18 protein-coding genes are annotated in these 19,180 nt (G+C 38.2%); 11 read left to right on the forward strand and 7 right to left on the reverse strand.

The genetic code is table 11. The features are described from left to right. The first annotated feature begins 156 nt into the window (after nucleotides 1-156). Together AC5YCE_RS07215 and AC5YCE_RS07220 are read left to right on the forward strand one after the other, a co-directional pair. Nucleotides 157-693, forward strand: coding sequence for a hypothetical protein (locus tag AC5YCE_RS07215; protein ID WP_496171543.1), 537 nt, complete (start codon nucleotides 157-159; stop codon nucleotides 691-693). A 279-nt stretch (nucleotides 694-972) separates the two neighbouring features. After that, nucleotides 973-1,263 (forward strand): DUF3817 domain-containing protein, encoded by a 291-nt coding sequence (locus AC5YCE_RS07220; protein WP_496171544.1) that lies wholly within the window; start codon nucleotides 973-975, stop codon nucleotides 1,261-1,263. A 171-nt stretch (nucleotides 1,264-1,434) separates the two neighbouring features. Here AC5YCE_RS07220 and craA read toward each other — a convergent pair whose 3' ends face one another. Together craA and AC5YCE_RS07230 are read right to left on the reverse strand one after the other, a co-directional pair. Continuing rightward, entirely contained in the window at nucleotides 1,435-2,664 is a 1,230-nt protein-coding gene (gene craA, locus AC5YCE_RS07225) for a chloramphenicol efflux MFS transporter CraA (RefSeq protein WP_496171545.1), read from the reverse strand. A gap of 179 nt (nucleotides 2,665-2,843) precedes the next feature. Then, nucleotides 2,844-3,704 carry a pirin family protein gene (locus AC5YCE_RS07230; protein ID WP_496171546.1) on the reverse strand — a complete coding sequence of 287 codons (861 nt, stop codon included), beginning with the start codon at nucleotides 3,702-3,704 and terminating at the stop codon, nucleotides 2,844-2,846. A 235-nt stretch (nucleotides 3,705-3,939) separates the two neighbouring features. Here AC5YCE_RS07230 and AC5YCE_RS07235 point away from each other — a divergent pair, with 235 nt between their 5' ends. Both AC5YCE_RS07235 and AC5YCE_RS07240 read left to right on the forward strand, forming a co-directional pair. Next, complete coding sequence (locus AC5YCE_RS07235; protein WP_496171547.1) at nucleotides 3,940-4,323, forward strand: hypothetical protein; 384 nt, start codon at nucleotides 3,940-3,942, stop codon at nucleotides 4,321-4,323. A 392-nt stretch (nucleotides 4,324-4,715) separates the two neighbouring features. Then, nucleotides 4,716-6,470, forward strand: coding sequence for an anti-phage dCTP deaminase (locus AC5YCE_RS07240; protein ID WP_496171548.1), 1,755 nt, complete (start codon nucleotides 4,716-4,718; stop codon nucleotides 6,468-6,470). Nucleotides 6,471-6,510: 40 nt separating this feature from the next. Here the strand turns inward: AC5YCE_RS07240 and AC5YCE_RS07245 are convergent, their stop codons facing one another. Both AC5YCE_RS07245 and AC5YCE_RS07250 read right to left on the reverse strand, forming a co-directional pair. Then, complete coding sequence (locus AC5YCE_RS07245) at nucleotides 6,511-6,879, reverse strand: hypothetical protein (RefSeq protein WP_496171549.1); 369 nt, start codon at nucleotides 6,877-6,879, stop codon at nucleotides 6,511-6,513. 171 nt (nucleotides 6,880-7,050) lie between these two features. Further along, nucleotides 7,051-8,460 (reverse strand): D-2-hydroxyglutarate dehydrogenase, encoded by a 1,410-nt coding sequence (locus tag AC5YCE_RS07250; protein WP_496171550.1) that lies wholly within the window; start codon nucleotides 8,458-8,460, stop codon nucleotides 7,051-7,053. 365 nt (nucleotides 8,461-8,825) lie between these two features. On the opposite strand from AC5YCE_RS07250, the gene serA reads away from it, so the two are divergent. The 3 genes from serA to AC5YCE_RS07265 all read left to right on the forward strand — a co-directional run bounded on the left by serA (nucleotide 8,826) and on the right by AC5YCE_RS07265 (nucleotide 12,185). Beyond that, a complete protein-coding gene (gene serA / locus AC5YCE_RS07255) occupies nucleotides 8,826-10,058 on the forward strand; it encodes a phosphoglycerate dehydrogenase (RefSeq protein WP_496126695.1) in 1,233 nt (410 codons plus the stop codon). A 151-nt stretch (nucleotides 10,059-10,209) separates the two neighbouring features. Further along, nucleotides 10,210-11,088, forward strand: coding sequence for an EamA family transporter (locus AC5YCE_RS07260; RefSeq protein ID WP_496171551.1), 879 nt, complete (start codon nucleotides 10,210-10,212; stop codon nucleotides 11,086-11,088). A 221-nt stretch (nucleotides 11,089-11,309) separates the two neighbouring features. After that, nucleotides 11,310-12,185 carry an EamA family transporter gene (locus AC5YCE_RS07265; protein ID WP_496171552.1) on the forward strand — a complete coding sequence of 292 codons (876 nt, stop codon included), beginning with the start codon at nucleotides 11,310-11,312 and terminating at the stop codon, nucleotides 12,183-12,185. A 135-nt stretch (nucleotides 12,186-12,320) separates the two neighbouring features. On the opposite strand, the gene AC5YCE_RS07270 is transcribed toward AC5YCE_RS07265, so the two are convergent. The 3 genes from AC5YCE_RS07270 to truB form a co-directional block, all read right to left on the reverse strand. Then, nucleotides 12,321-12,779 (reverse strand): hemerythrin domain-containing protein, encoded by a 459-nt coding sequence (locus AC5YCE_RS07270; RefSeq protein ID WP_496126699.1) that lies wholly within the window; start codon nucleotides 12,777-12,779, stop codon nucleotides 12,321-12,323. A gap of 155 nt (nucleotides 12,780-12,934) precedes the next feature. Next, nucleotides 12,935-13,702, reverse strand: coding sequence for a sulfite exporter TauE/SafE family protein (locus AC5YCE_RS07275; protein ID WP_496171553.1), 768 nt, complete (start codon nucleotides 13,700-13,702; stop codon nucleotides 12,935-12,937). A 15-nt stretch (nucleotides 13,703-13,717) separates the two neighbouring features. After that, complete coding sequence (truB, locus tag AC5YCE_RS07280) at nucleotides 13,718-14,638, reverse strand: tRNA pseudouridine(55) synthase TruB (RefSeq protein ID WP_496171554.1); 921 nt, start codon at nucleotides 14,636-14,638, stop codon at nucleotides 13,718-13,720. A gap of 143 nt (nucleotides 14,639-14,781) precedes the next feature. Between truB and AC5YCE_RS07285 the strand changes: the two genes are divergently transcribed. The 4 genes from AC5YCE_RS07285 (at nucleotide 14,782) to AC5YCE_RS07300 (ending at nucleotide 18,932) form a co-directional block, all read left to right on the forward strand. Further along, the gene (locus AC5YCE_RS07285; RefSeq protein WP_496171555.1) at nucleotides 14,782-15,816 is read left to right on the forward strand and encodes a lipase secretion chaperone; all 1,035 of its coding nucleotides are present in this window, start codon (nucleotides 14,782-14,784) and stop codon (nucleotides 15,814-15,816) included. A 132-nt stretch (nucleotides 15,817-15,948) separates the two neighbouring features. Further along, a complete protein-coding gene (locus tag AC5YCE_RS07290; RefSeq protein WP_496171558.1) occupies nucleotides 15,949-16,911 on the forward strand; it encodes an esterase/lipase family protein in 963 nt (320 codons plus the stop codon). Between the two features lie 288 nt (nucleotides 16,912-17,199). Further along, a complete protein-coding gene (locus AC5YCE_RS07295) occupies nucleotides 17,200-18,180 on the forward strand; it encodes a lipase family alpha/beta hydrolase (protein WP_496171556.1) in 981 nt (326 codons plus the stop codon). A gap of 584 nt (nucleotides 18,181-18,764) precedes the next feature. Next, nucleotides 18,765-18,932, forward strand: a complete 168-nt coding sequence (locus AC5YCE_RS07300; RefSeq protein WP_496171557.1) for a hypothetical protein — start codon at nucleotides 18,765-18,767, stop codon at nucleotides 18,930-18,932. The last annotated feature ends 248 nt before the right edge of the window (nucleotides 18,933-19,180 follow it).

Here is a 19,180-nt window from a genome sequence, read left to right on the forward strand (position 1 = left end):
TGGATAAATTGAGATTTATTCACAAGTCACTTTGAAGATTGCTAAGTCAGTACTTCAAATAAACCGCAGCTCTTTTAAACTCAAAATCAGAGGTGTGATGAAGCTGAGTTCTCACCTAGAACAACGGTCACTTTAATCATAATCATTCGAGCTTCCATGATGCAGTCAGCCCATTCTCATCAGCCAAGAATAACCACCTTGACCGATATTAATCAGAAACGCGATGAAATCCATGCGCTGTTCAGCAGTAGCATACAAGGTTGCCTAAATTGTAGTGACTTTATACAAGTCAAATATGCAGTGCTTCAGCACTTTAAAGAAGCGGTTAAATACATCAATAAATCAATCGATAATATTTCAACACAACATCCTCAATCTCATCTTCAAAGTTTAGATGCTCATACGCTTATTGATGACAACACACTAGACTCTTGGTCGAGTGATGATCAGCACACGATCGATCAGATTGAATTTCAGCTGAGAGAATTAAGCACTGCGATTGATCAATGGGTGTTTATTCTTCGTGATTGTCCTGAGGTTGAACATAAACCCAATGTTCTTTTACTCGCAAAAGCCATAACTGAAATTTTCGAAATCCAACATTTTTACATCCACCCTTATCGCAAAGATTTAGTTCCCGATCATTTAACAAAGGGAGCTTTTAATCGTCATCTTGATGACCCTATCAAATAAATATTGATCCATCATCACAACAATTTAGGCTTCAAACCTAATTCAATATTGAGGAAAATCCACAGCTCTCTATTGGAATTTCTACTAAAAATGGGGATATATCTATAGACCTCATCCTATTTAAAACCATCTAAAATATTCAATATAAAACCTAGCAACAAGATAGGATTTAAATTTTTAAATACAAATACTTAGTACACCATAATTTGTAATTCATGCTGTACATCTGATTACACTCAGGTACACTTTATCTCACATTTATCATGTTAAAAGTGAATCATGAATATCAAAACTTTACGCTGGGTTGGTTTACTCGAAGGTATTTCATTTTTACTCCTACTCTTTATTGCAATGCCGCTGAAGTATATTTGGGACAATCCGATCTTGGTCAAATATGTCGGTATGGGGCACGGTGTCCTGTTTGTTGCATTTTTGGCTGTACTTTTTATCGTGTGTGAAAAACAGAAATGGTCAATCCAAATTTTTATTTTAGGATTAATCGCTTCGATTCTTCCTTTTGGACCATTCATTTTCGATAAAAAGATTAAAAAGTTAGAACAAGAAAAATGAGCTTAAGTGTTAAGTAAATGAGCGACTAACGCTCTTTTGCTTCAACAAAAAAGGTTGGAAAGATGATCTTCTTCCAACCTTTTTTAGATTCACATTTTAAAGCTTGAACTTTTGAAACTGAGTCTATGAAGACTTAGCCAATTAAAACTGAGTGTATTAAAACTGAGTGTATTAAAATTGCCCACTGAGCTTACGTTCTTGCATGATGCTTTTAACCACTGATCTTGGCACGGTGAACCATAGCGCGATTAAAGCAAAACACGCCAATGCATAAGCCCACATCTCAAAATGCCCATATAACACACGAACAATTTCAATCACCACGAAAAATGCCACCATCATAATCATACCCACTGCTGCTGCCACAGTGCCTTTTGACACGTCTGAAGCATTCAGTGAGAAACGATACAGTACCGAAAAACTACAGCCTTCACCAAAGCTGATCAACGTCATACCCAGTATCAAACACCACAGCATGTAATCTTGCCAAATCACGCCAGCCATCACGATCAAAGTCCCGATGAGCATTAAAGGCAATGCCAACATCACCGTTCGACCTAGTGCCAATTGATTAATCACACGAATCAACACGATATTGCCCAGTATCAAAGCGCCCAATACGGGGACTTGTGCTAAACCATATTGCATATTGGTCAGACCCATTTGCTCGACCAAAATCACAGGCGACATCGCAATCCAGAGAATCAAGGGAATCGAAACCACGGGTAATGACAGTGCCAATGCCAAAAAACGTCTATTTTTAAATACTGCTTTAAAATCATCCCAAACATAACTCAACGGTTGTTTAGGGATACTGATATGCTGTTCAGGCATTTTGGCTTGAAGTCCAAACCAACTCAGTGTCGCCAATAATGCAATGCCAAGAAAGCCCCAATGCCATGACACATGTTCGATCATAAATGCACCCACCACAGGACCAATTAACGGCGCAATAAGAGAAATATTTGCCATCAACGCCATGACTTTAATCGCGTCGCGTTCTTCAAAAATCTCTTGAATGGCTGCATAACCCACGGCGGAAATGATAGTTAGACCGATCCCTTGTAAAAATCGTAGTGCCAAAAATTGTTCTATGGTTTGCGTCATTAAGATCAACAAACAGCAAATCACGAAAAATACTACCCCACCGAGGAGTACTTTTTTACGTCCTAAACGATCGGACAAAGGGCCTAAAAACCATGCCAAGCACGCGCCACCGAGCAAGAAAAATGACATTGAAGACGGTGCCCATGCGCTACTCACCCCGAACTCTTGAGTAATGGTGATCATCGCGGGTTGAACTAAATCATTACAGATATAGACGGAAAATTCGAAAAGTACCAGTGCCAATGGAAACATCATCGTGGCACGGGTTAAAGTTGCTTTTGAAGCAGTTTGCATTATGTTCTACATTTCATTTGAGCAAAGTAAAACTGATTTGTGTATTGAATGATCTACAAACAGATGCATTTCTATCAGTTTTTTTAAGGCTTTATTTTAGAATAAATTCGACTATAACATCACAGTTAATTGTTTCATGATGATTAAACAGATGCACTTTCTCAGTCTTAGAGCGCAGATTAATGCTGAATAAACGTATTGTTCTTCAAATCTTCATAGGCTTGCATCACTTCTGAAAATTGATTCATCACAAAATAACCACGTGCATAGATCGGTTCATTCAAAGGTTGACCTGATAAATATAAGAAAGTTGTGTCTTGTAAAGCGATCAGTTCAACATGCTCACCTTGATTCGACATCACTGCCATTTGATGTGATTCAACGATATCATTTGAACCTGCTATGCTTAACCGACCAGAACGCAGATAAATCATGCTGGTGTCCTGATGATCTGCTGGCAATATCAGTGTGTCACCCGCTTTGAGGCTGACATCGAATACTCGAATTGGCGTATGCGTTTGTGCAGGACCGATAGTCTCTGCATATTGCCCTGCGATGACTCTAACAAATGAGTCATTCTCTAAACTAATCTTCGGGATCGTTGCATTAGACAAACTTTGATAGCGCGCTGGGTTCATTTTATCTTTAGCAGGTAGGTTGACCCACAATTGTAAAAACTCAAAACTTCCACCTGAGTTTGAAAATGCCTCACTAAAGACTTCTTCATGCAATACACCAGATGCTGCCGTCATCCATTGCACGTCACCTGATTGGATCACCCCACCCCCACCTGTAGAGTCTCGATGTTCAATCTCACCTTTATAGACAATCGTTACGGTTTCAAAACCTCGATGTGGATGTTCAGACACCCCTTTTCTTAAACGTGTTGGCGACAGGTTTCCAGGACCTAAATGATCTAGCAATAAAAAAGGTGAAGTCGTATTGCCCAGTTGATAATGTGAGAACACCGAAGTCACAGGAGAGAAATCTCCTACTGCACCGCTGGAGTCAGGTTCATGTATAAAAGCTAATGTTTTCATCTTATTTATAGTGTTTGATTTGGTTTCATCTTAATCAATCAGGGTGAATTCGACTACAACATTCTCTCAATTTATCTTGAGCGATTTATGACTTGGATTCATTTTTATAAAAGAGTCATGCCTTAAAAATAGCAATACCTCAGAGAGTCAGTACACATTAGTCATTTTTTCAATTTGAAAGATTTTATTATTTAGTTAAACTACATAATCTAAAAAATGATAAATGCATAATAATATGAAAAATTTAAATCCTAAAACGTCTTTAATCATTGGTATTGTGCTGCTTATTCTCAGTGCATTTATGTATTGGAAGTCAAATACACCGAATATCAGTACGGCTGATCAAGTACTGTGTGAACAGCAACTTCAGCAAAAATATAACAATCAAGCAGATGCACAACTTTTGGAAATGTGTAAGACCTCAGTGGGTATGGTTGCTCAGACTAAAGCGGAAGCTAGTGGTGCAACCTCTGCTGAAGAAATGGCGAAAGCAATTAGCCAAGCTAATCAAGGTGAAACAGGCGGAACCATGTTTATGATGTTCTTCGTCGGTCTATTTTTATTAATTGGTGGAGTGCTAACGATTCGTGGAGTTCAGGGTATTCTAGCGAAGAAATAAAATGCCCAAATAAAAAAGCATACCAATGGGTATGCTTTTTTAGAATACAGACAATGCAAGATAGAAATCTGTCTCATATCTATTACTTAAAATTAGGTGTCATTGAAATGGATAAAAGCGAGGGTTTTCATTTTTTGACGAAATTTAGAAAGCGCAACACAAATAAAGATAAATTAATTAAAAAATTATATAACCCGAATCCTGCTTAAGGCAATGAGACAATTCATCTTAAGATTTATGCATCATTTTGATCATAAAAAAGTATTTACCTTGATCTGATAGCACTAAAAATTAATCATAAAATTACATTTAGCTTATGATTTTAAAGAAAAATCCTTATCCGCGATTCGGGTTATATAATAAACATACAAAACATATACTTGAGTTTAATAATGACCAATAATTTAATATCAAACCTCTTAAGTGAGCGTAGTAATTTCATTCTTATTGGATTGACTGGTCGAACAGGCTCAGGTTGTTCAACAGCATCAAAACTATTAATAGATAGTGATTTAAAATTCCCTAGAGAAGAGGAAATTCACTATCAACAAAGTTCATTTTTTAAAGGTTTGGATAAAAAAAGATACACTATAGTTCGAAATTATGCTCAAAAAAATCATGACCCATTTTTATTGATAAAAATTAGTGATTTTATTACGGCTAAATTACTTAATATTGAAGAATCAGAATTTAAGTCTCTTTTAAAATATATCGTTGAAGAACACTATCATCAAAAAATTGAGCCGAGTGGAATTATAGATAAATTTAATGAGTTACAGACTCAATTAAACAATAATCAGAATTTGATGAATTTCAATTCTTATCTATTAAATGATGTCCAAGGCTCTGACAATGTTAGTTCAGCTCATGTATGGCAAAGTTTTATATCTGAAGCATCATCGTCTTTAAAAAAAATTCTTCAAGATGATCTGGGAAATTGTTATGTAAAACTTTATCAACATATTGGAGATTCTATTAGAAAAGTAGCTAGTATTAAAACTAGCTTCAAAGATCTTACGTTTAATCCAATAGGTTTACATATACTTCCAAACATGATTAATAAACTAATTAAAGTTTATAGAAAAGAACGAGACGATCAAAAAACCTATATAGTTATTGATGCTATTAGAAACCCATATGAGGCTAAATTTTTCAAAGATCGTTATTCCGCATTCTATTTAATTTCTATAAATGCGCCTAGTAAGGACAGAAAGCGTTATTTACAAGATAAATATAAACTTTCCGTTAACCAAATCGATGAATTAGACAAAAAGGAATCAGGAAAACTTCAAAAGGATAAAGAAAAATGTATCTCTGATGAGCACAAAAAGTATCATGAATTAATTACTGCAAATGTCAAAAAATGCATTGAAATATCAGATATACATATTTTTAATCCACGTAATGAACCCAATAATCATAATATTTTAAAAGCACAATTAGCTTGGTATCTTAGTTTAATAAAGCATCCAGGTCTTATTACACCAACATCAATAGAGCGAGCAATGCAAATTGCATATACTGCTAAATTAAATTCGGGGTGTATTTCAAGACAAGTTGGTGCTGTAGTCACTGATGAAAACTATTCTATTAAATCAGTCGGCTGGAATGATGTAGCAAAAGGTCAAGTACCATGTAACTTAAGATCACTGGAAGAGGTGACAAGCTTTTCAAGTGATACCACATACAGTGAATATGAAAGGTACGATGAAAATTTTCAAAAATTTGCCAAAACAAAACTAATTCAATTAAAAAATATTGGTGATGGTAAAAACAAGGCTTACTGTTTCAAATCTATTCAAAATGAAATTGATCAAGAAAAAAATCAAGTGCATACAAGATCATTACATGCAGAAGAAAATGCTTTCTTACAATTATCTAAATACGGTGGAGTAGGCATCGAAGGCGGTAAATTATTCACAACAGCAAGCCCCTGTGAACTATGCGCTAAAAAAGCTTATCAATTAGGTATTAAAGAAATTATATTTATTGATCCATACCCTGGCATAGCTATACAACACATTTTGCATATAGGTTTGAATCCTCCTAAACTGATTCAGTTTAGAGGTGCTATAGGTAAGTCCTACCAACAACTTTATGAACCTCTCATGCCTTATAAAGATGAGTTAGAGTTTTTAAAAGTATAATAATTAAGTTTAAAGGCAACCAATTGGTTGCCTTTAAACCCTAGTGACATTCATTTTTTTGAAAACCTTTATTCTTTCCACGTGCACATTGATACGCTTTTTGGGTATCAATCAATTTCCAATCATCATTCACATTTTTAAAACGATAAATCGTACGAATCGACTTTACTGAATCATCCAATAACCCAGTTTCAGTGACTTTCACTTCCGCCGCAGTTGGATTCTCAATCTGATTAAAATATTGACGGATTTCAACAGTCGATAAATCTTTACGCAAATCAGAACGCTCACTCAACACTTGAGCCAACGGGGTACCTGAGCTACTCACCTTATTCACAATATTCTGAGTGGTCGCACACCCCGATAAAATTCCCAAACACATTGCAGATGCAGCAATTAAACGAATCATTCTTTCATTATCCATATATACATTTTTAATAAATTTTGAGCTTATTTGGCATTTAACAATAGTGAAGCTTTGTTACACAAGTGAGACATGTGATGGCAAAAATCAAGCCTCAAATAAAAAAAGCGCATTCATCAGAATACGCTTTTTTGAACCATTAAAGATCGCTCGATCTTAAAGATCAAACAATTTACCTGGGTTCATTATGCCGTTTGGATCGAAGACTTGTTTCAACGCTTTCATGTATTCAATTTCTTCTGGGGTACGTGTGTAGTCCAAATATGGCTTCTTGGTCATACCAACACCGTGCTCAGCAGAGATCGAACCATCATATTTTTTCACAGTTTCGAACACGTATTTATTCACTACCTGACATTTTGCAAAGAATTCATCCTTAGACAAATCAGCAGGTTTCAAGATATTTAAATGCAAGTTCCCGTCGCCAATATGACCGAACCAGCAGATTTCAAAATCAGGATAGTTGTCAGACACGATCGCATCAATTTCTTTAATAAATGCAGGAACATGAGTGATCAATACTGAAATGTCATTTTTGTACGGTGTGAACGGCGCAATTGACTCTGAAATGTCTTCACGCAAACGCCATAAACTTTCAACTTGATCAAGGCTTTGGCTTAACACGCCATCATGCACCCAACCTTGTTCCATGCAGTGTTCAAAAATTTCCATCGCCTTGTCCATAATCGGTTCAAACGGCGCTTCAAACTCAAGCAATACATAGAATGGACATTCAGTTTCAAATGGACGTTGAACATGACCATTTGCCAATACTTTTTGCATCGCAAGTTCACCAAAGAACTCAAATGCAGTTAAATCAATTTTCGCTTGGAATGCATGAAGTACTGGCATGATCGCATCAAAATCAGGTACACCGAGTACCATTACTTGAAGGTCTTGCGGTTGGCGTTCAAGTTTGATTTCAGCTTCAGTGACTAGACCTAAAGTCCCTTCCCCACCGATGAATAAGTGTTGAAGTGCATAGCCTGTTGCGTTTTTGATCATGCCTTTGTTTAAACGAAGCACATCGCCTTTACCCGTCACAACCGTCAGACCCAACACCCAATTACGGGTCATGCCGTATTTAATCACTTTAATACCGCCCGCATTGGTACCAATGTTACCGCCAATTTGCGACGAACCCGCAGACGCGAAATCCACTGGATAGTACATGCCTTGATCAGAAGCATAGTTCTGCAGTTGTTCAGTCACCACACCCGCTTGAACACGAACCATACGGTCTGCTGGAAAGAATTCCAAGATTTGATTCATCTTATCCATGCTGACCACGATCTCGCCATTCGCAGCCACAGCACCCGCAGATAAACCTGTACGACCACCAGACGGTGTAATCGCAACATTGAATTGATTCGCTAATTTTACAACTTCTTGCACTTGTTCAGTGGTCGATGGAAATACGACAACAGATGGATTTGGATCAAAGTGTTTGGTGTGGTCTCGCCCCCAATTTTGTAGACTATCCGCATCGGTTTTGATACGATTTTCGCCAACAATAGCGGTCAATTGGGTTAATAACTCTGGGGTTAAAGCGATTGGAGCATTCATCGTTTTCAGACCTTGCAAGAAGTAAAACAAGTTGTTTTGAGGGTCTAGAACTGGATCTTACTCAATGGCAAATTAGTGCCATTTTAAGTACACACATTCTAAGACAAGACATGAACGAACAGCCGACATGAACAGTGGCTTCGATTTCATGAGTGCGTATTATATGTCATTTTTATCAAACTCGCTGAAAAACGTGTTTCAAGAATCTCACCTTTTAAATTACATAGTTAATTAAACCGCAAATAGCATGTTCGTCCTTATCACTTGCAAAAATATTAGAATCGAATGTCATAAAGGAAATGTATATCAAGCGATCTCATATGCTATGATACTGCCACTAAATTTGGCCTTGTAGCGGAGCCGTAATGAGCCAACATCTCTCTTTGCCTAAAGATAAAATTCGTTTCTTGCTGTTAGAAGGCGTTCACCAAAACGCTATCGACACTCTAAATGCTGCTGGATACACCAACATCGATTATCGTAAAACTGCGCTTGAAGGTGAAGCGTTGAAAGAAGCGATTAAAGATGCTCACTTCATCGGCATTCGTTCGCGCACTCAACTCACTGAAGAAGTGTTTGAAGCTGCGAATAAATTGATTGCTGTCGGTTGTTTCTGTATTGGTACAAACCAAGTGAACTTAAATGCAGCGATGGAGCGTGGTATTCCTGTATTTAATGCACCGTACTCAAACACACGTTCAGTTGCTGAACTTGTTTTGGCTGAAGCAATTCTTCTTCTACGTCGTGTACCTGAAAAATCAACAGATACACACGCAGGCGGTTGGAACAAATCTGCTGTGGGTTCTTTCGAAACTCGTGGTAAGACTTTAGGTATTGTTGGTTACGGTTCGATCGGTTCTCAACTTTCAGTTTTAGCTGAAAGTTTGGGTATGAAAGTGATCTATTTTGACACAGTGACTAAATTACCATTGGGTAATGCACGTCAAGTCGGTAGCTTAGGCGAATTACTTGCCACTGCTGATGTTGTGTCTTTGCATGTGCCAGATGTTCCATCTACACGTAATTTCATGACCAAAGATCAATTTGCTCAAATGAAAGAAGGTGCAATCTTCATCAATGCTGCACGTGGTACATGTGTCGTGATTGAAGACTTAGCTGATGCGCTTAAATCAGGTCACTTAGGTGGTGCGGCTGTAGACGTATTCCCGAAAGAACCGAAAGCAAATGGTGAAGAATTTGTTTCTCCGCTTCGTAACTTACCAAACGTGATTTTAACACCGCACGTGGGTGGTTCTACCATGGAAGCTCAAGCAAACATCGGTCTTGAAGTCGGCGAAAAATTTGTTGCTTACTCGGATAAAGGGATGACTTTATCTGCTGTCAACTTCCCAGAAATCGCACTTCCATTGACTGAAGGTAAACACCGTTTACTTCACATTCATAAAAATGTGCCAGGTGTGTTGTCTAAGATCAACAACTTGTTTGCTGAACATGGGATCAACATCTCTGGTCAGTCTCTCATGACTAAAGGTGATGTGGGTTACTTAGTCATGGATGTTGACGCAACTGCATCTTCTGAAGCTTTAGATACACTTCATAACGTTGAAGGTACAATTCGCGCTCGCGTATTGTTCTAATCTATCTAGAGTTTTGAAAACCACAGCTTTCAAGCTGTGGTTTTTTATTGTTCACAACCTTGCATGTTCGGTGGCTCAGACATGTGAGGTTTTTTGTTTCAAATTTCAAAAGTTCCCCAATAAAATAACATCGCTCATCTAACGGTTTTGTATGTCCAAACTCCAAAATATGCCACACATCCAAGCGATTCTTTTGCTCCTCATTGCTATGGTGAGTTTACAAAGTAGTGGTTCGTTGGCGAAAGTGTTGTTTGAGCAATTTCCAATTCTGACTGTTTCCGCGATGCGTCTTTTATTCAGCGCAATCATATTGGCTGCTATTTTTAAAATCTGGCAGATTGATTTTAAACAAATCAAATGGAAAGCCATTATCAGCTATGGCGCTGCGCTTGCTGGCATGAACTTACTGTTCTATTTAGCCATTGCCCGCCTTCCCTTAGGGATTGCAGTTTCATTTGAGTTTATTGGACCACTCAGTGTCGCCCTGTTCTACGCACGTCAAAAAATTGATTTCGTTTGGGTCAGCTTAGCCATTTTAGGGCTGATTTTACTTTTCCCCTTTGATCAAGCCAATCAACCTCTTGATCCTATCGGGATCGCTTTTGCATTGGGCGCGGGTACTTGCTGGGCGTTATACATTATCGCGGGGCAACGTCCTTCTGGTGTTTCAGGCAATCATACTGTGTGCTTAGGCATGTTTGTAGGAACAAGCTTGTTGCTACCTTTAGCGCTATTTTTTGGATTACCGAGTGCGGTGTTTGAGCCGTCTAACTTTATCTATTTTATAGCGCTTGCCATCCTTGCCAGTGCTTTACCATTTACTTTGGAAATGATTGCGCTACGTAATTTAACGGCACTGAGCTTTGGAACATTGATGAGTGTTGAACCTGCTGTCGCTGCATTATCAGGTTTTATCTTCCTAGATCAACAACTGCTTTGGACACAATGGCTCGCTTTAGCCACCATTATTACTGCATCTATTGGCTGTACTTATACGACTCAACAGGCCAAGAAAGCAATACAACAATAAGATGATAACAAGTTAAATATAAACAAGAATAATTCTGACAAACACTGACTCTGATCATTCAATTTTTCTGATGGTCATCACCTCTAGATGCTCTTTTAAAGCCAATCTTGATGGATTATTTCAAAATTACCCAAAATACAAAACATGAACATTACACCTAAAGACACAGTCGTGGCTCAAAAAATGTTAAAATTCCATCAAAGAATATCTATAGCACCCTCATGCCAAATACCCAATTGACTGCTGTCCTTTACATGGTCTTATCCATGGTCGCCTATCAAATTAGCGCCTCATTTGCCAAGCAGTTATTTGAGGTGTTGGATCCACTGACTGTAGTCACTTTACGCTTAGTGTTTGCGTCTATTTTAGTGATTTTGATGTTTAAATCATGGCGCATGATCAAACAACTTCCTGGGCTGAAGTGGAAACATTTGCTGCTCTACAGCGCTTCTGTCTGTTTTATGAATGTATTGTTTTATGCCTCATTAGGACGTTTACCCCAAGGGATTGCTGTTGGTTTAGAGTTTATAGGACCATTGGCTTTAGCTTTTTTCTCAATTCAACATCGTGGTGATTATGTTTGGGTGATTTTAGCGATATTAGGGGTCGCTTTAATGGTGCCTTGGCAAGATGCCAATGCTGAAAACTTTTCTTATTTGGGTGCAGCAATGGCACTCGGCGCGGGGTTATTTTGGGCTTCCTATATTTACTTTGCTCAAAAGGTTGCGCGTCAAAATATTGGAATGCATGCACTCAGTATTGCGATTGTGCTTTCAGCTTTGGTCCTATTACCGATCAGTGCTGTACATAATCCAACTGCATTAATCCAATTTGAATATTGGCCTCAAGCGTTGATGATCGCTTTATTAGCCACAGCAATTCCTTATGCTTTGGACTTAAAAGCACTGAAAACACTGACTAAACTGAGCTATGGAACACTTTCAAGCTTATCACCTGCTTTGGCAGCAATCGCAGGTTGGCTACTGTTAAACGAACGGATCAGTGTGCTCCAAACACTCGCGCTACTTTGCATTATGTCAGCATCGATTGGCGTGACCTATAGTGCCAGTAAAAGATCACGAGCTATAGATCTATAAGTTTAAATAAGAATATTAAAAAGCTAATTCCAGAACAAAAACCAGCCTAATAAAATGATGAACACTCAATGAATCCCTAGAAAAAAAGATGGCATAAGCCATCTTTTTTTATTTTTTAAACGGATAGCATTAAACTCAAACCAAGCTATCCTTGTCTAAGTTTTTATATTTTTTATACTCTTTTAAGTACTTCTTCGCTAAGGATTCTTTTTCCTTATCTTCAAGTATCTTACCAGCTTGTTGAAAGAAGCCTTGCTCTTCTTCTTTAAGATGATGATGCACAGTTTCAGAAAGTTTCTTGGCAATCGCTAACCAACCTGAACTACTAAACTCTGTTTCAGTGAGTTGCTCTAATAACTCATCCATTTCATGATGTTCAGCCAAGGCATGACGCGTAATATTCAGTCCTGAATCCGTCATCATTAACGGAATATAAAAATAACGGTCTTCAGCGACAGCATGGGCGAATAATTCATTTTTAAATTGATCAAATAATTCACGGCGTTCAGGCGTGTCCCCTGAGGTTTTAATCAGCTTTTCAGCAAGCTCACGTTGAACATCATGGCTTTCTCTCAATGCTTCAAATATATTCATTGTTATTTTCCTTTAGGTCTTCATGTCGTGTTTATTTTAGAATGGATTTAGAGGCAGCTTTTTAAAAAAGCGTGCAGAACACTTTCCTAAAATATCAATAAATTTCGTTATGTTATGCCCTAAATTGTATGAATAACTTTAATATCGAGAATGAATTACATTAAGAACATTTGATATGCCAGACGGCAAATCAACACACTGACCAAAATCAAAAACAAAATACGAATAAAGCCACTCCCGTATTTTAACGCCATTTTCACACCGACCAATGAACCACATACATTGGCCACCGCCATCATCAGTCCAAGCCCAAGTAGCACATGTCCCGTCGGAACAAAGAAAATCAGTGCGGCAAAATTGGTCATAAAGTTGCCAATTTTGGACAGTGCAGAGGCGTGTAAAAAATCAAAGTTAAGATATTTAATGAAGAAGAAAATAAAGAAGCTACCGGTGCCAGGGCCAAAGATTCCATCATAGAATCCTATTGCTAAACCACCGAGACCAGCCAAAATGAGCATTTTGCGCGTTAACACTTGCTTTAGGTGTGTTTGACCAAATTGCTTTTTAATCAAGGTATAAATTGCGATCACGATCAACATCAAAAGCACAAAAGGCTTTAAGACAGCTTGTGGAATCATAGACACGCATGCTGCACCACCAAATGAGCTGACACATGCGGTGATCGCAACCACAGCCAGTAATTTCCATTCTAATTTGACTTGGCGTAAATAAGAAAATGCAGCGGAAGCTGTGCCACAAATAGAGGCAAGTTTATTGGTACCAAAAATCGTGGCTGTCGAAGTGTGAGGGAGCGCTCCCATCAATGCAGGAATCTGAATCAATCCTCCGCCTCCGACTGCAGCATCAATTGCTCCTGCAAAAAATGCCATACAGATTAATGTGATGATGACTTCCATTTCCATCGTTTTAGACTCACATTACAAGTTGAGAACGCGCTTAGGCACTAAACGTTTTTTATCTGTGATTTCAGCTAAACCTAAACATTTTTCACCATCAAATACGATCACTTGGGCTTCTGCTGGGTGATCAATATTACTTTCCATGCCACGGCTAAAATATTCTGCACGCCCTTCAGGGGCTTGGATTTTTGGGAAATGATTCACGGGTGCATAGGCTGGCAGTAATAAAGCCTCACGTTCATGCTCAGTCAAACTTTCCAAGTATTCGATGGTATATTCAGGGATAATTTCAAACTCACCCGTTTGAATACGATGTAAATAGGTCAGATGCCCATAGGTATTTAACGCTTGTGCGATATCTTCACCCAATACGCGGATATATGTGCCTTTCGAACACGTGATATCAAGCGTAATACTGTCTGTCGTAAACGAAATTAGTTCAATTGCATCAATATGAATTGGACGTGATTCACGTTCAATCTCAATTCCTTTGCGCGCCAACTCATATAAAGGACGCCCTTCTTTTTTAAGTGCAGAATACATCGGTGGAATTTGTTGAATATCGCCTTTAAATTTTTCCAGCGCTTGCAAAATAGTGGCTTCATCTAGCTTTGGAATTGCCTTTTCGAGTAAGACCTTACCTTCTACATCACCTGTAGTTGTACTCTGTCCAAGCTGAACAGTCGTTTGGTAACGCTTGGTTGAGTCCAATAGAAAATGAGAAAACTTCGTGGCTTCTCCTAAACAAATGGGCAATAAACCTGAAGCTAAAGGATCAAGCGCCCCAGTGTGCCCTCCTTTTTCAGCGCGATATAACCAACGCACGCGCTGTAACGCTGCATTTGAGCTAATCCCCAAAGGTTTATTAAGTAGAAAAACACCACTGATATGGCGGCGCTTAATTCGTGTAGGCTTATCACTTGAAGCTGGTGCAGACATTTGAAAGATTCGTAACAGACTTAGCTCACTATCTTAACAAATCCATTTATCTATTTTTACAAATTTCAGTTTTGATTTTTTCAAGACTATGGCAAATTAGCCAATGAATAGAAAAATAATTCAGATATTTCAAAGGACTTGGAATGCAAAAACATCATAAAAGAATTCTTCTTATTGTGATTTCAATCACATTTGTTATAGCACTTATTTACTGGCTCAAACCCCAAGAAGCTTCACCAACTGAAGATTCTCAATCTCCTGCATCAACAGCATTCAGCACTGAACTATCTGGAGCTACGCTGAATGCTCAAGGTCAGCTGAGAACTCCATTTTCAAGTTCGAGTCAGCAAGACATTGAAATTAATTGTCAACTTTCGATGGATGCATCCAATCGACTGATCGTCAATGAAGCGACTAAAAACTGTTTCGAGTTTTTTATTACTCAATATGGTGAAAAAGAGATTCGACAAATTAAAGCTGATTTTATTGGTTATGCTCAAAGTCGTTACAAAGAGCCTTTACTGGGTCAATTAACAGATTTATGGTCGCGTTACATCCAATATCGTGAAAGATTAGGTGAATTACAAGCACCAAGTGGTGATAAAGAGTCATCCCACTATTTCAAAGCTATTTTCAATAATATGAAAAGCTTGCGTCAACAATTGTTCTCTCATTATGAAATCGAAGGTTTGTTCGGAACAGAGGATGTCTATAACGATTATACCCTTTCACGTATGGCCGTGATGGAAGATAAAAAACTGAGCGAAGCTGAAAAGGCGAAGAAGCTACAAGATTTATTTAATGAGCTGCCTGAAGATTGGAAAGAGAATTTAAAACAACTGTCTCAACTTGAAGATCTGAGAAAGCTGACCGCTGAAATTAAAGCGCGTGGCGGAAGTAGCGATGAAATCCGTCAAATGCGTATGAATTTGGTCGGGCCTGAAGCAACACAGCGTTTGGAAACTTTAGATGTACAACGAAGTGACTGGAAGAATCGCGTTGATGGTTATTTGGCAAATCGTCAAACCATTCAAAACAGCAGTATGAGTGAATCTGCAAAACAATCGGCAATCCAAGAACTACGTAACCAACAGTTTAAAAATCCACAAGAACAACTACGCCTTGAAACTTTCGAATCGGTACATGACAAAGGAGGAAAACTCCCCTATAGCGATTGATCAATCGCATGGACAAAATATTCGACATGGAGATGTTTTGAATATGAATCAGGATGATGATTCAACAGGGAATACTCATCTTTAAACAACAAAAAAATGAGAGTGCTTTTTATGAAATGGACGACTAAAACAATGGTATGTGCAATGCTGTCTTGTGCCAGTATTGCAGCACCACCAATCACCCAAGCCAGTAATACTTCACAAATCAAAGAACGCTTTGTGTTCTCATCTTATGCGAAAACTCAGTACCCCTTGGTATTTGCACACGGTATGGGCGGATGGATTCGTGCAGGGACAGATGAGCTCGGCGTAGATTATTGGTATCAAATTTTACCTGATATCGCACGTAACGGCGGTAATGTGTGGGCGACTCGCGTTTCACCATTTAACGCATCAGAAGTTCGTGGGGAACAACTTTTGCAGCAAGTCGATGAGATCATTGCATTGACAGGTAAAACTAAAGTCAATCTTTTAGGTCATAGCCATGGGGGGCATAGTGTGGCCTATGTGAGTAATGTGGCGCCACACAAAGTGGCATCATCGACAGCCATAGCCAGCCCACTAAAAGGTTCAAAAGTTGCTGATTTGATCATTTCAGTCCAAGGCAGTGCTTTAGAACAACCGGTTGTCGAGGTTGTAAATTTCGTTTCTAAGATGTTGGTTTGGGCGCAAGGGATTGATCCAAATCGCTTCCCTCATGACTCTTTAGCAGCAGGTAAAAGCTTAAGTTTGGCGGGTTCTGCGGCATTTCAAGTTAAATATCCACTGGGTATGCCTAAAACACACTGTGGTGAAGGTACTGCAATTGAAAAAGGGATTCGCTTCTATTCATTTGGTGGTACAGGTACAGTCACGAATACTCTAGATCCTGACATGCTCTTAGGTATCATAGCCAAACTAACCGATAAGAATGGAGATAATGACGGATTAGTAACGCGCTGTAGTGCCAAATATGGCAAGACCTTACGTGACAATTATAATTGGAACCATTTGGATGCCATTAACCAATTCTTTGGGCTCACAGCAACCTTTGCACCTGATCCTGTTTCTGTGTATCGCCAACATGCTAATCGTTTAAAACAACAAGGTTTATAGCTTTTAAACTCTCTATATACTTAATCCATCAATACAAGAGATCGGTAATTGATCTCTTGTATTGTTACATTACCTGCTATGAATCACAAAAATGAAAAAAATAATCTGTATTTAAAGCCCTCTCCTAGTATCCAACACTCAATCTATTATTAAGAAAAACTTAACTTAGTGTTAAATAATTCAACACCTTATACCATTTATCGGCTTAAGCTTTTATTCAAAAAACATGACGCTATACTCATTTTGTATTTAAAAAAATAAATAAATCACAAGCAGTGAGTAAACAAAATGAAATATGGATATTTATGTGCAGGATTAATCGCAGCAACCTCTATGTCTGTTGCTCAAGCAAATACCGCAACCCAAGCCAAACAAGTCAAAGCTAATTATGTAGTTTCTAGTTATGCCAAAACAAAATATCCAATTGTTTTTGCTCATGGTCTAACAGGCTTTATTCGTATGGGAACTGAGAGCTTCGGTGTAGATTATTGGCATCAGATTCTTCCTGACCTAGCACGCAATGGTGCAAATACATGGGCTACACGTGTCTCGCCTTTTAACTCAAATGAAATTCGTGGTGAGCAGTTGTTACAACAAGTTGAAGAGATTATGGCCATTACGGGTTCGCCAAAAGTGAACTTGATTGGTCATAGCCAAGGTGGTCCTACAGTTCGATATATCGGTGGTATTATTCCTGAACATGTTGCCTCTATGACCACTGTTGCTGGTGTAAACAAAGGCTCACCCATGGCAGATTTTATTTTAAAAGCGGAAGGGACTACTGGCTTAGCTCTCGTAGAAAGTGCTGTCAATTTTCTGTCAGGTGCAATTGTTTGGGCTCAAGGATTAAATCCAAATTCTTACCCTCATGATGCTCTAGCTTCTGCAAAAAGTCTCTCTACACCTGGCTCAATTGCTTTTAATCAACGCTTCCCTGTTGGTATTGAGGCATCAGCTTGCGGTGAAGGCGCTTATAGCCAAAATGGTATGCAACTTTATTCCTTCACAGGAAACTCACCATTTAACACCGCCTTAGATGCTTCAGATTACATCATGAAAGTTTCTTCTGCGATTGTCGGTCAAGAAGGTGCCAATGATGGATTGGTTCCTGTATGTAGTGCTCGCTTTGGTAAAACGATTCGTGATAACTACAATTGGAATCATTTAGATGAAGTGAATCAATTATTGGGGATTCGTGGTCTATTCTCTCAAGACCCTGTGCAAGTCTATCGTGAGCATGCGAACCGTTTAAAACAACAAGGTTTATGATTTTAAAATCATGCCGATTAAACTAAATGAATAAATGCCACCACACTAGGTGGCATTTTTCCGACCAGTAATCATTAACTTTAATTTAACGATCTTCCTTATCTTATTATTGAATTGGTAGTAAGTATTTGTTTTATGAGTAGATAAAAACTAACAACAGACAACTAGCAATAAAACTCGTTTAATTCACCACATGTATATTTTTTAAAAATTTTCATACTCGATCAATGCACCTCATTTATTAGATTAGTTTGACCATCTGGATGGTTAAGGTTTTTTATAAAGGATAAAACAATGAAAATAAAATTATTTATTCTTAGCATGATGACGACATTCGCCATCGTTCATACTTAGGCACAGGCACAGGCACAGGCCACTCAAGCACTATAAATCAGGCCCAATTATATTTAATCGAATTATGCTCAGATCAAATATCTCACCTATTTATACATGGGATAGTCGGTTTCATTTGACTCGGCACTGAATCTTTAAGCATGGACTATTGGTATCAGATTTTGCCTGATCTTGCTTGCAATGGTGATAGCGAGTTCAATTTAATTGGTCATAATCATAGGGCAAATAGCATGCGTTATGCTGCTGGTGTAATGCCAGAGCACATTGCTTTAGTCATGATTATTTCAAGTGCAAATAAAGGTGCCAAATTGCAAATACGCTTGAAGGTGTCTAGTCGATGGTATTTTAGAAAAATAGCACGAGCAATCTTTGATTTATTGGTTTCACCTGTGCATTGATCAATAATAAAGGCAACAATAGTGGAGTATTCGCACGTTGTGATATAGCTAAAAATCCAATATGAGCTACAATAGAAAAAACACTAAGATTTAGGATCATGCCAAAAACATATTCTGTCGATATACGCGAAAAAGTCATGCAGTTTTATAAAGAATCACAGCATAAATCCAAAACGTGTGAACTGTTTAATATTGCAAGAACCACCCTAGATGATTGGATCCTACTCGAACAGCAGACTGGTCAGCTC

Source organism: Acinetobacter sp. CY79 (assembly GCF_059515845.1).

What these genes read in the sequence shown, in the direction of transcription:
- AC5YCE_RS07215 (WP_496171543.1), top strand. Translation starts at nt 157, where the DNA reads ATGATGCAGTCAGCCCATTCTCATCAGCCAAGAATAACCACCTTGACC.
- AC5YCE_RS07220 (WP_496171544.1), top strand. Translation starts at nt 973, where the DNA reads ATGAATATCAAAACTTTACGCTGGGTTGGTTTACTCGAAGGTATTTCA.
- craA (WP_496171545.1), bottom strand. Translation starts at nt 2,664, where the DNA reads ATGCAAACTGCTTCAAAAGCAACTTTAACCCGTGCCACGATGATGTTT.
- AC5YCE_RS07230 (WP_496171546.1), bottom strand. Translation starts at nt 3,704, where the DNA reads ATGAAAACATTAGCTTTTATACATGAACCTGACTCCAGCGGTGCAGTA.
- AC5YCE_RS07235 (WP_496171547.1), top strand. Translation starts at nt 3,940, where the DNA reads ATGAAAAATTTAAATCCTAAAACGTCTTTAATCATTGGTATTGTGCTG.
- AC5YCE_RS07240 (WP_496171548.1), top strand. Translation starts at nt 4,716, where the DNA reads ATGACCAATAATTTAATATCAAACCTCTTAAGTGAGCGTAGTAATTTC.
- AC5YCE_RS07245 (WP_496171549.1), bottom strand. Translation starts at nt 6,879, where the DNA reads ATGATTCGTTTAATTGCTGCATCTGCAATGTGTTTGGGAATTTTATCG.
- AC5YCE_RS07250 (WP_496171550.1), bottom strand. Translation starts at nt 8,460, where the DNA reads ATGAATGCTCCAATCGCTTTAACCCCAGAGTTATTAACCCAATTGACC.
- serA (WP_496126695.1), top strand. Translation starts at nt 8,826, where the DNA reads ATGAGCCAACATCTCTCTTTGCCTAAAGATAAAATTCGTTTCTTGCTG.
- AC5YCE_RS07260 (WP_496171551.1), top strand. Translation starts at nt 10,210, where the DNA reads ATGTCCAAACTCCAAAATATGCCACACATCCAAGCGATTCTTTTGCTC.
- AC5YCE_RS07265 (WP_496171552.1), top strand. Translation starts at nt 11,310, where the DNA reads ATGCCAAATACCCAATTGACTGCTGTCCTTTACATGGTCTTATCCATG.
- AC5YCE_RS07270 (WP_496126699.1), bottom strand. Translation starts at nt 12,779, where the DNA reads ATGAATATATTTGAAGCATTGAGAGAAAGCCATGATGTTCAACGTGAG.
- AC5YCE_RS07275 (WP_496171553.1), bottom strand. Translation starts at nt 13,702, where the DNA reads ATGGAAATGGAAGTCATCATCACATTAATCTGTATGGCATTTTTTGCA.
- truB (WP_496171554.1), bottom strand. Translation starts at nt 14,638, where the DNA reads ATGTCTGCACCAGCTTCAAGTGATAAGCCTACACGAATTAAGCGCCGC.
- AC5YCE_RS07285 (WP_496171555.1), top strand. Translation starts at nt 14,782, where the DNA reads ATGCAAAAACATCATAAAAGAATTCTTCTTATTGTGATTTCAATCACA.
- AC5YCE_RS07290 (WP_496171558.1), top strand. Translation starts at nt 15,949, where the DNA reads ATGGTATGTGCAATGCTGTCTTGTGCCAGTATTGCAGCACCACCAATC.
- AC5YCE_RS07295 (WP_496171556.1), top strand. Translation starts at nt 17,200, where the DNA reads ATGAAATATGGATATTTATGTGCAGGATTAATCGCAGCAACCTCTATG.
- AC5YCE_RS07300 (WP_496171557.1), top strand. Translation starts at nt 18,765, where the DNA reads ATGCGTTATGCTGCTGGTGTAATGCCAGAGCACATTGCTTTAGTCATG.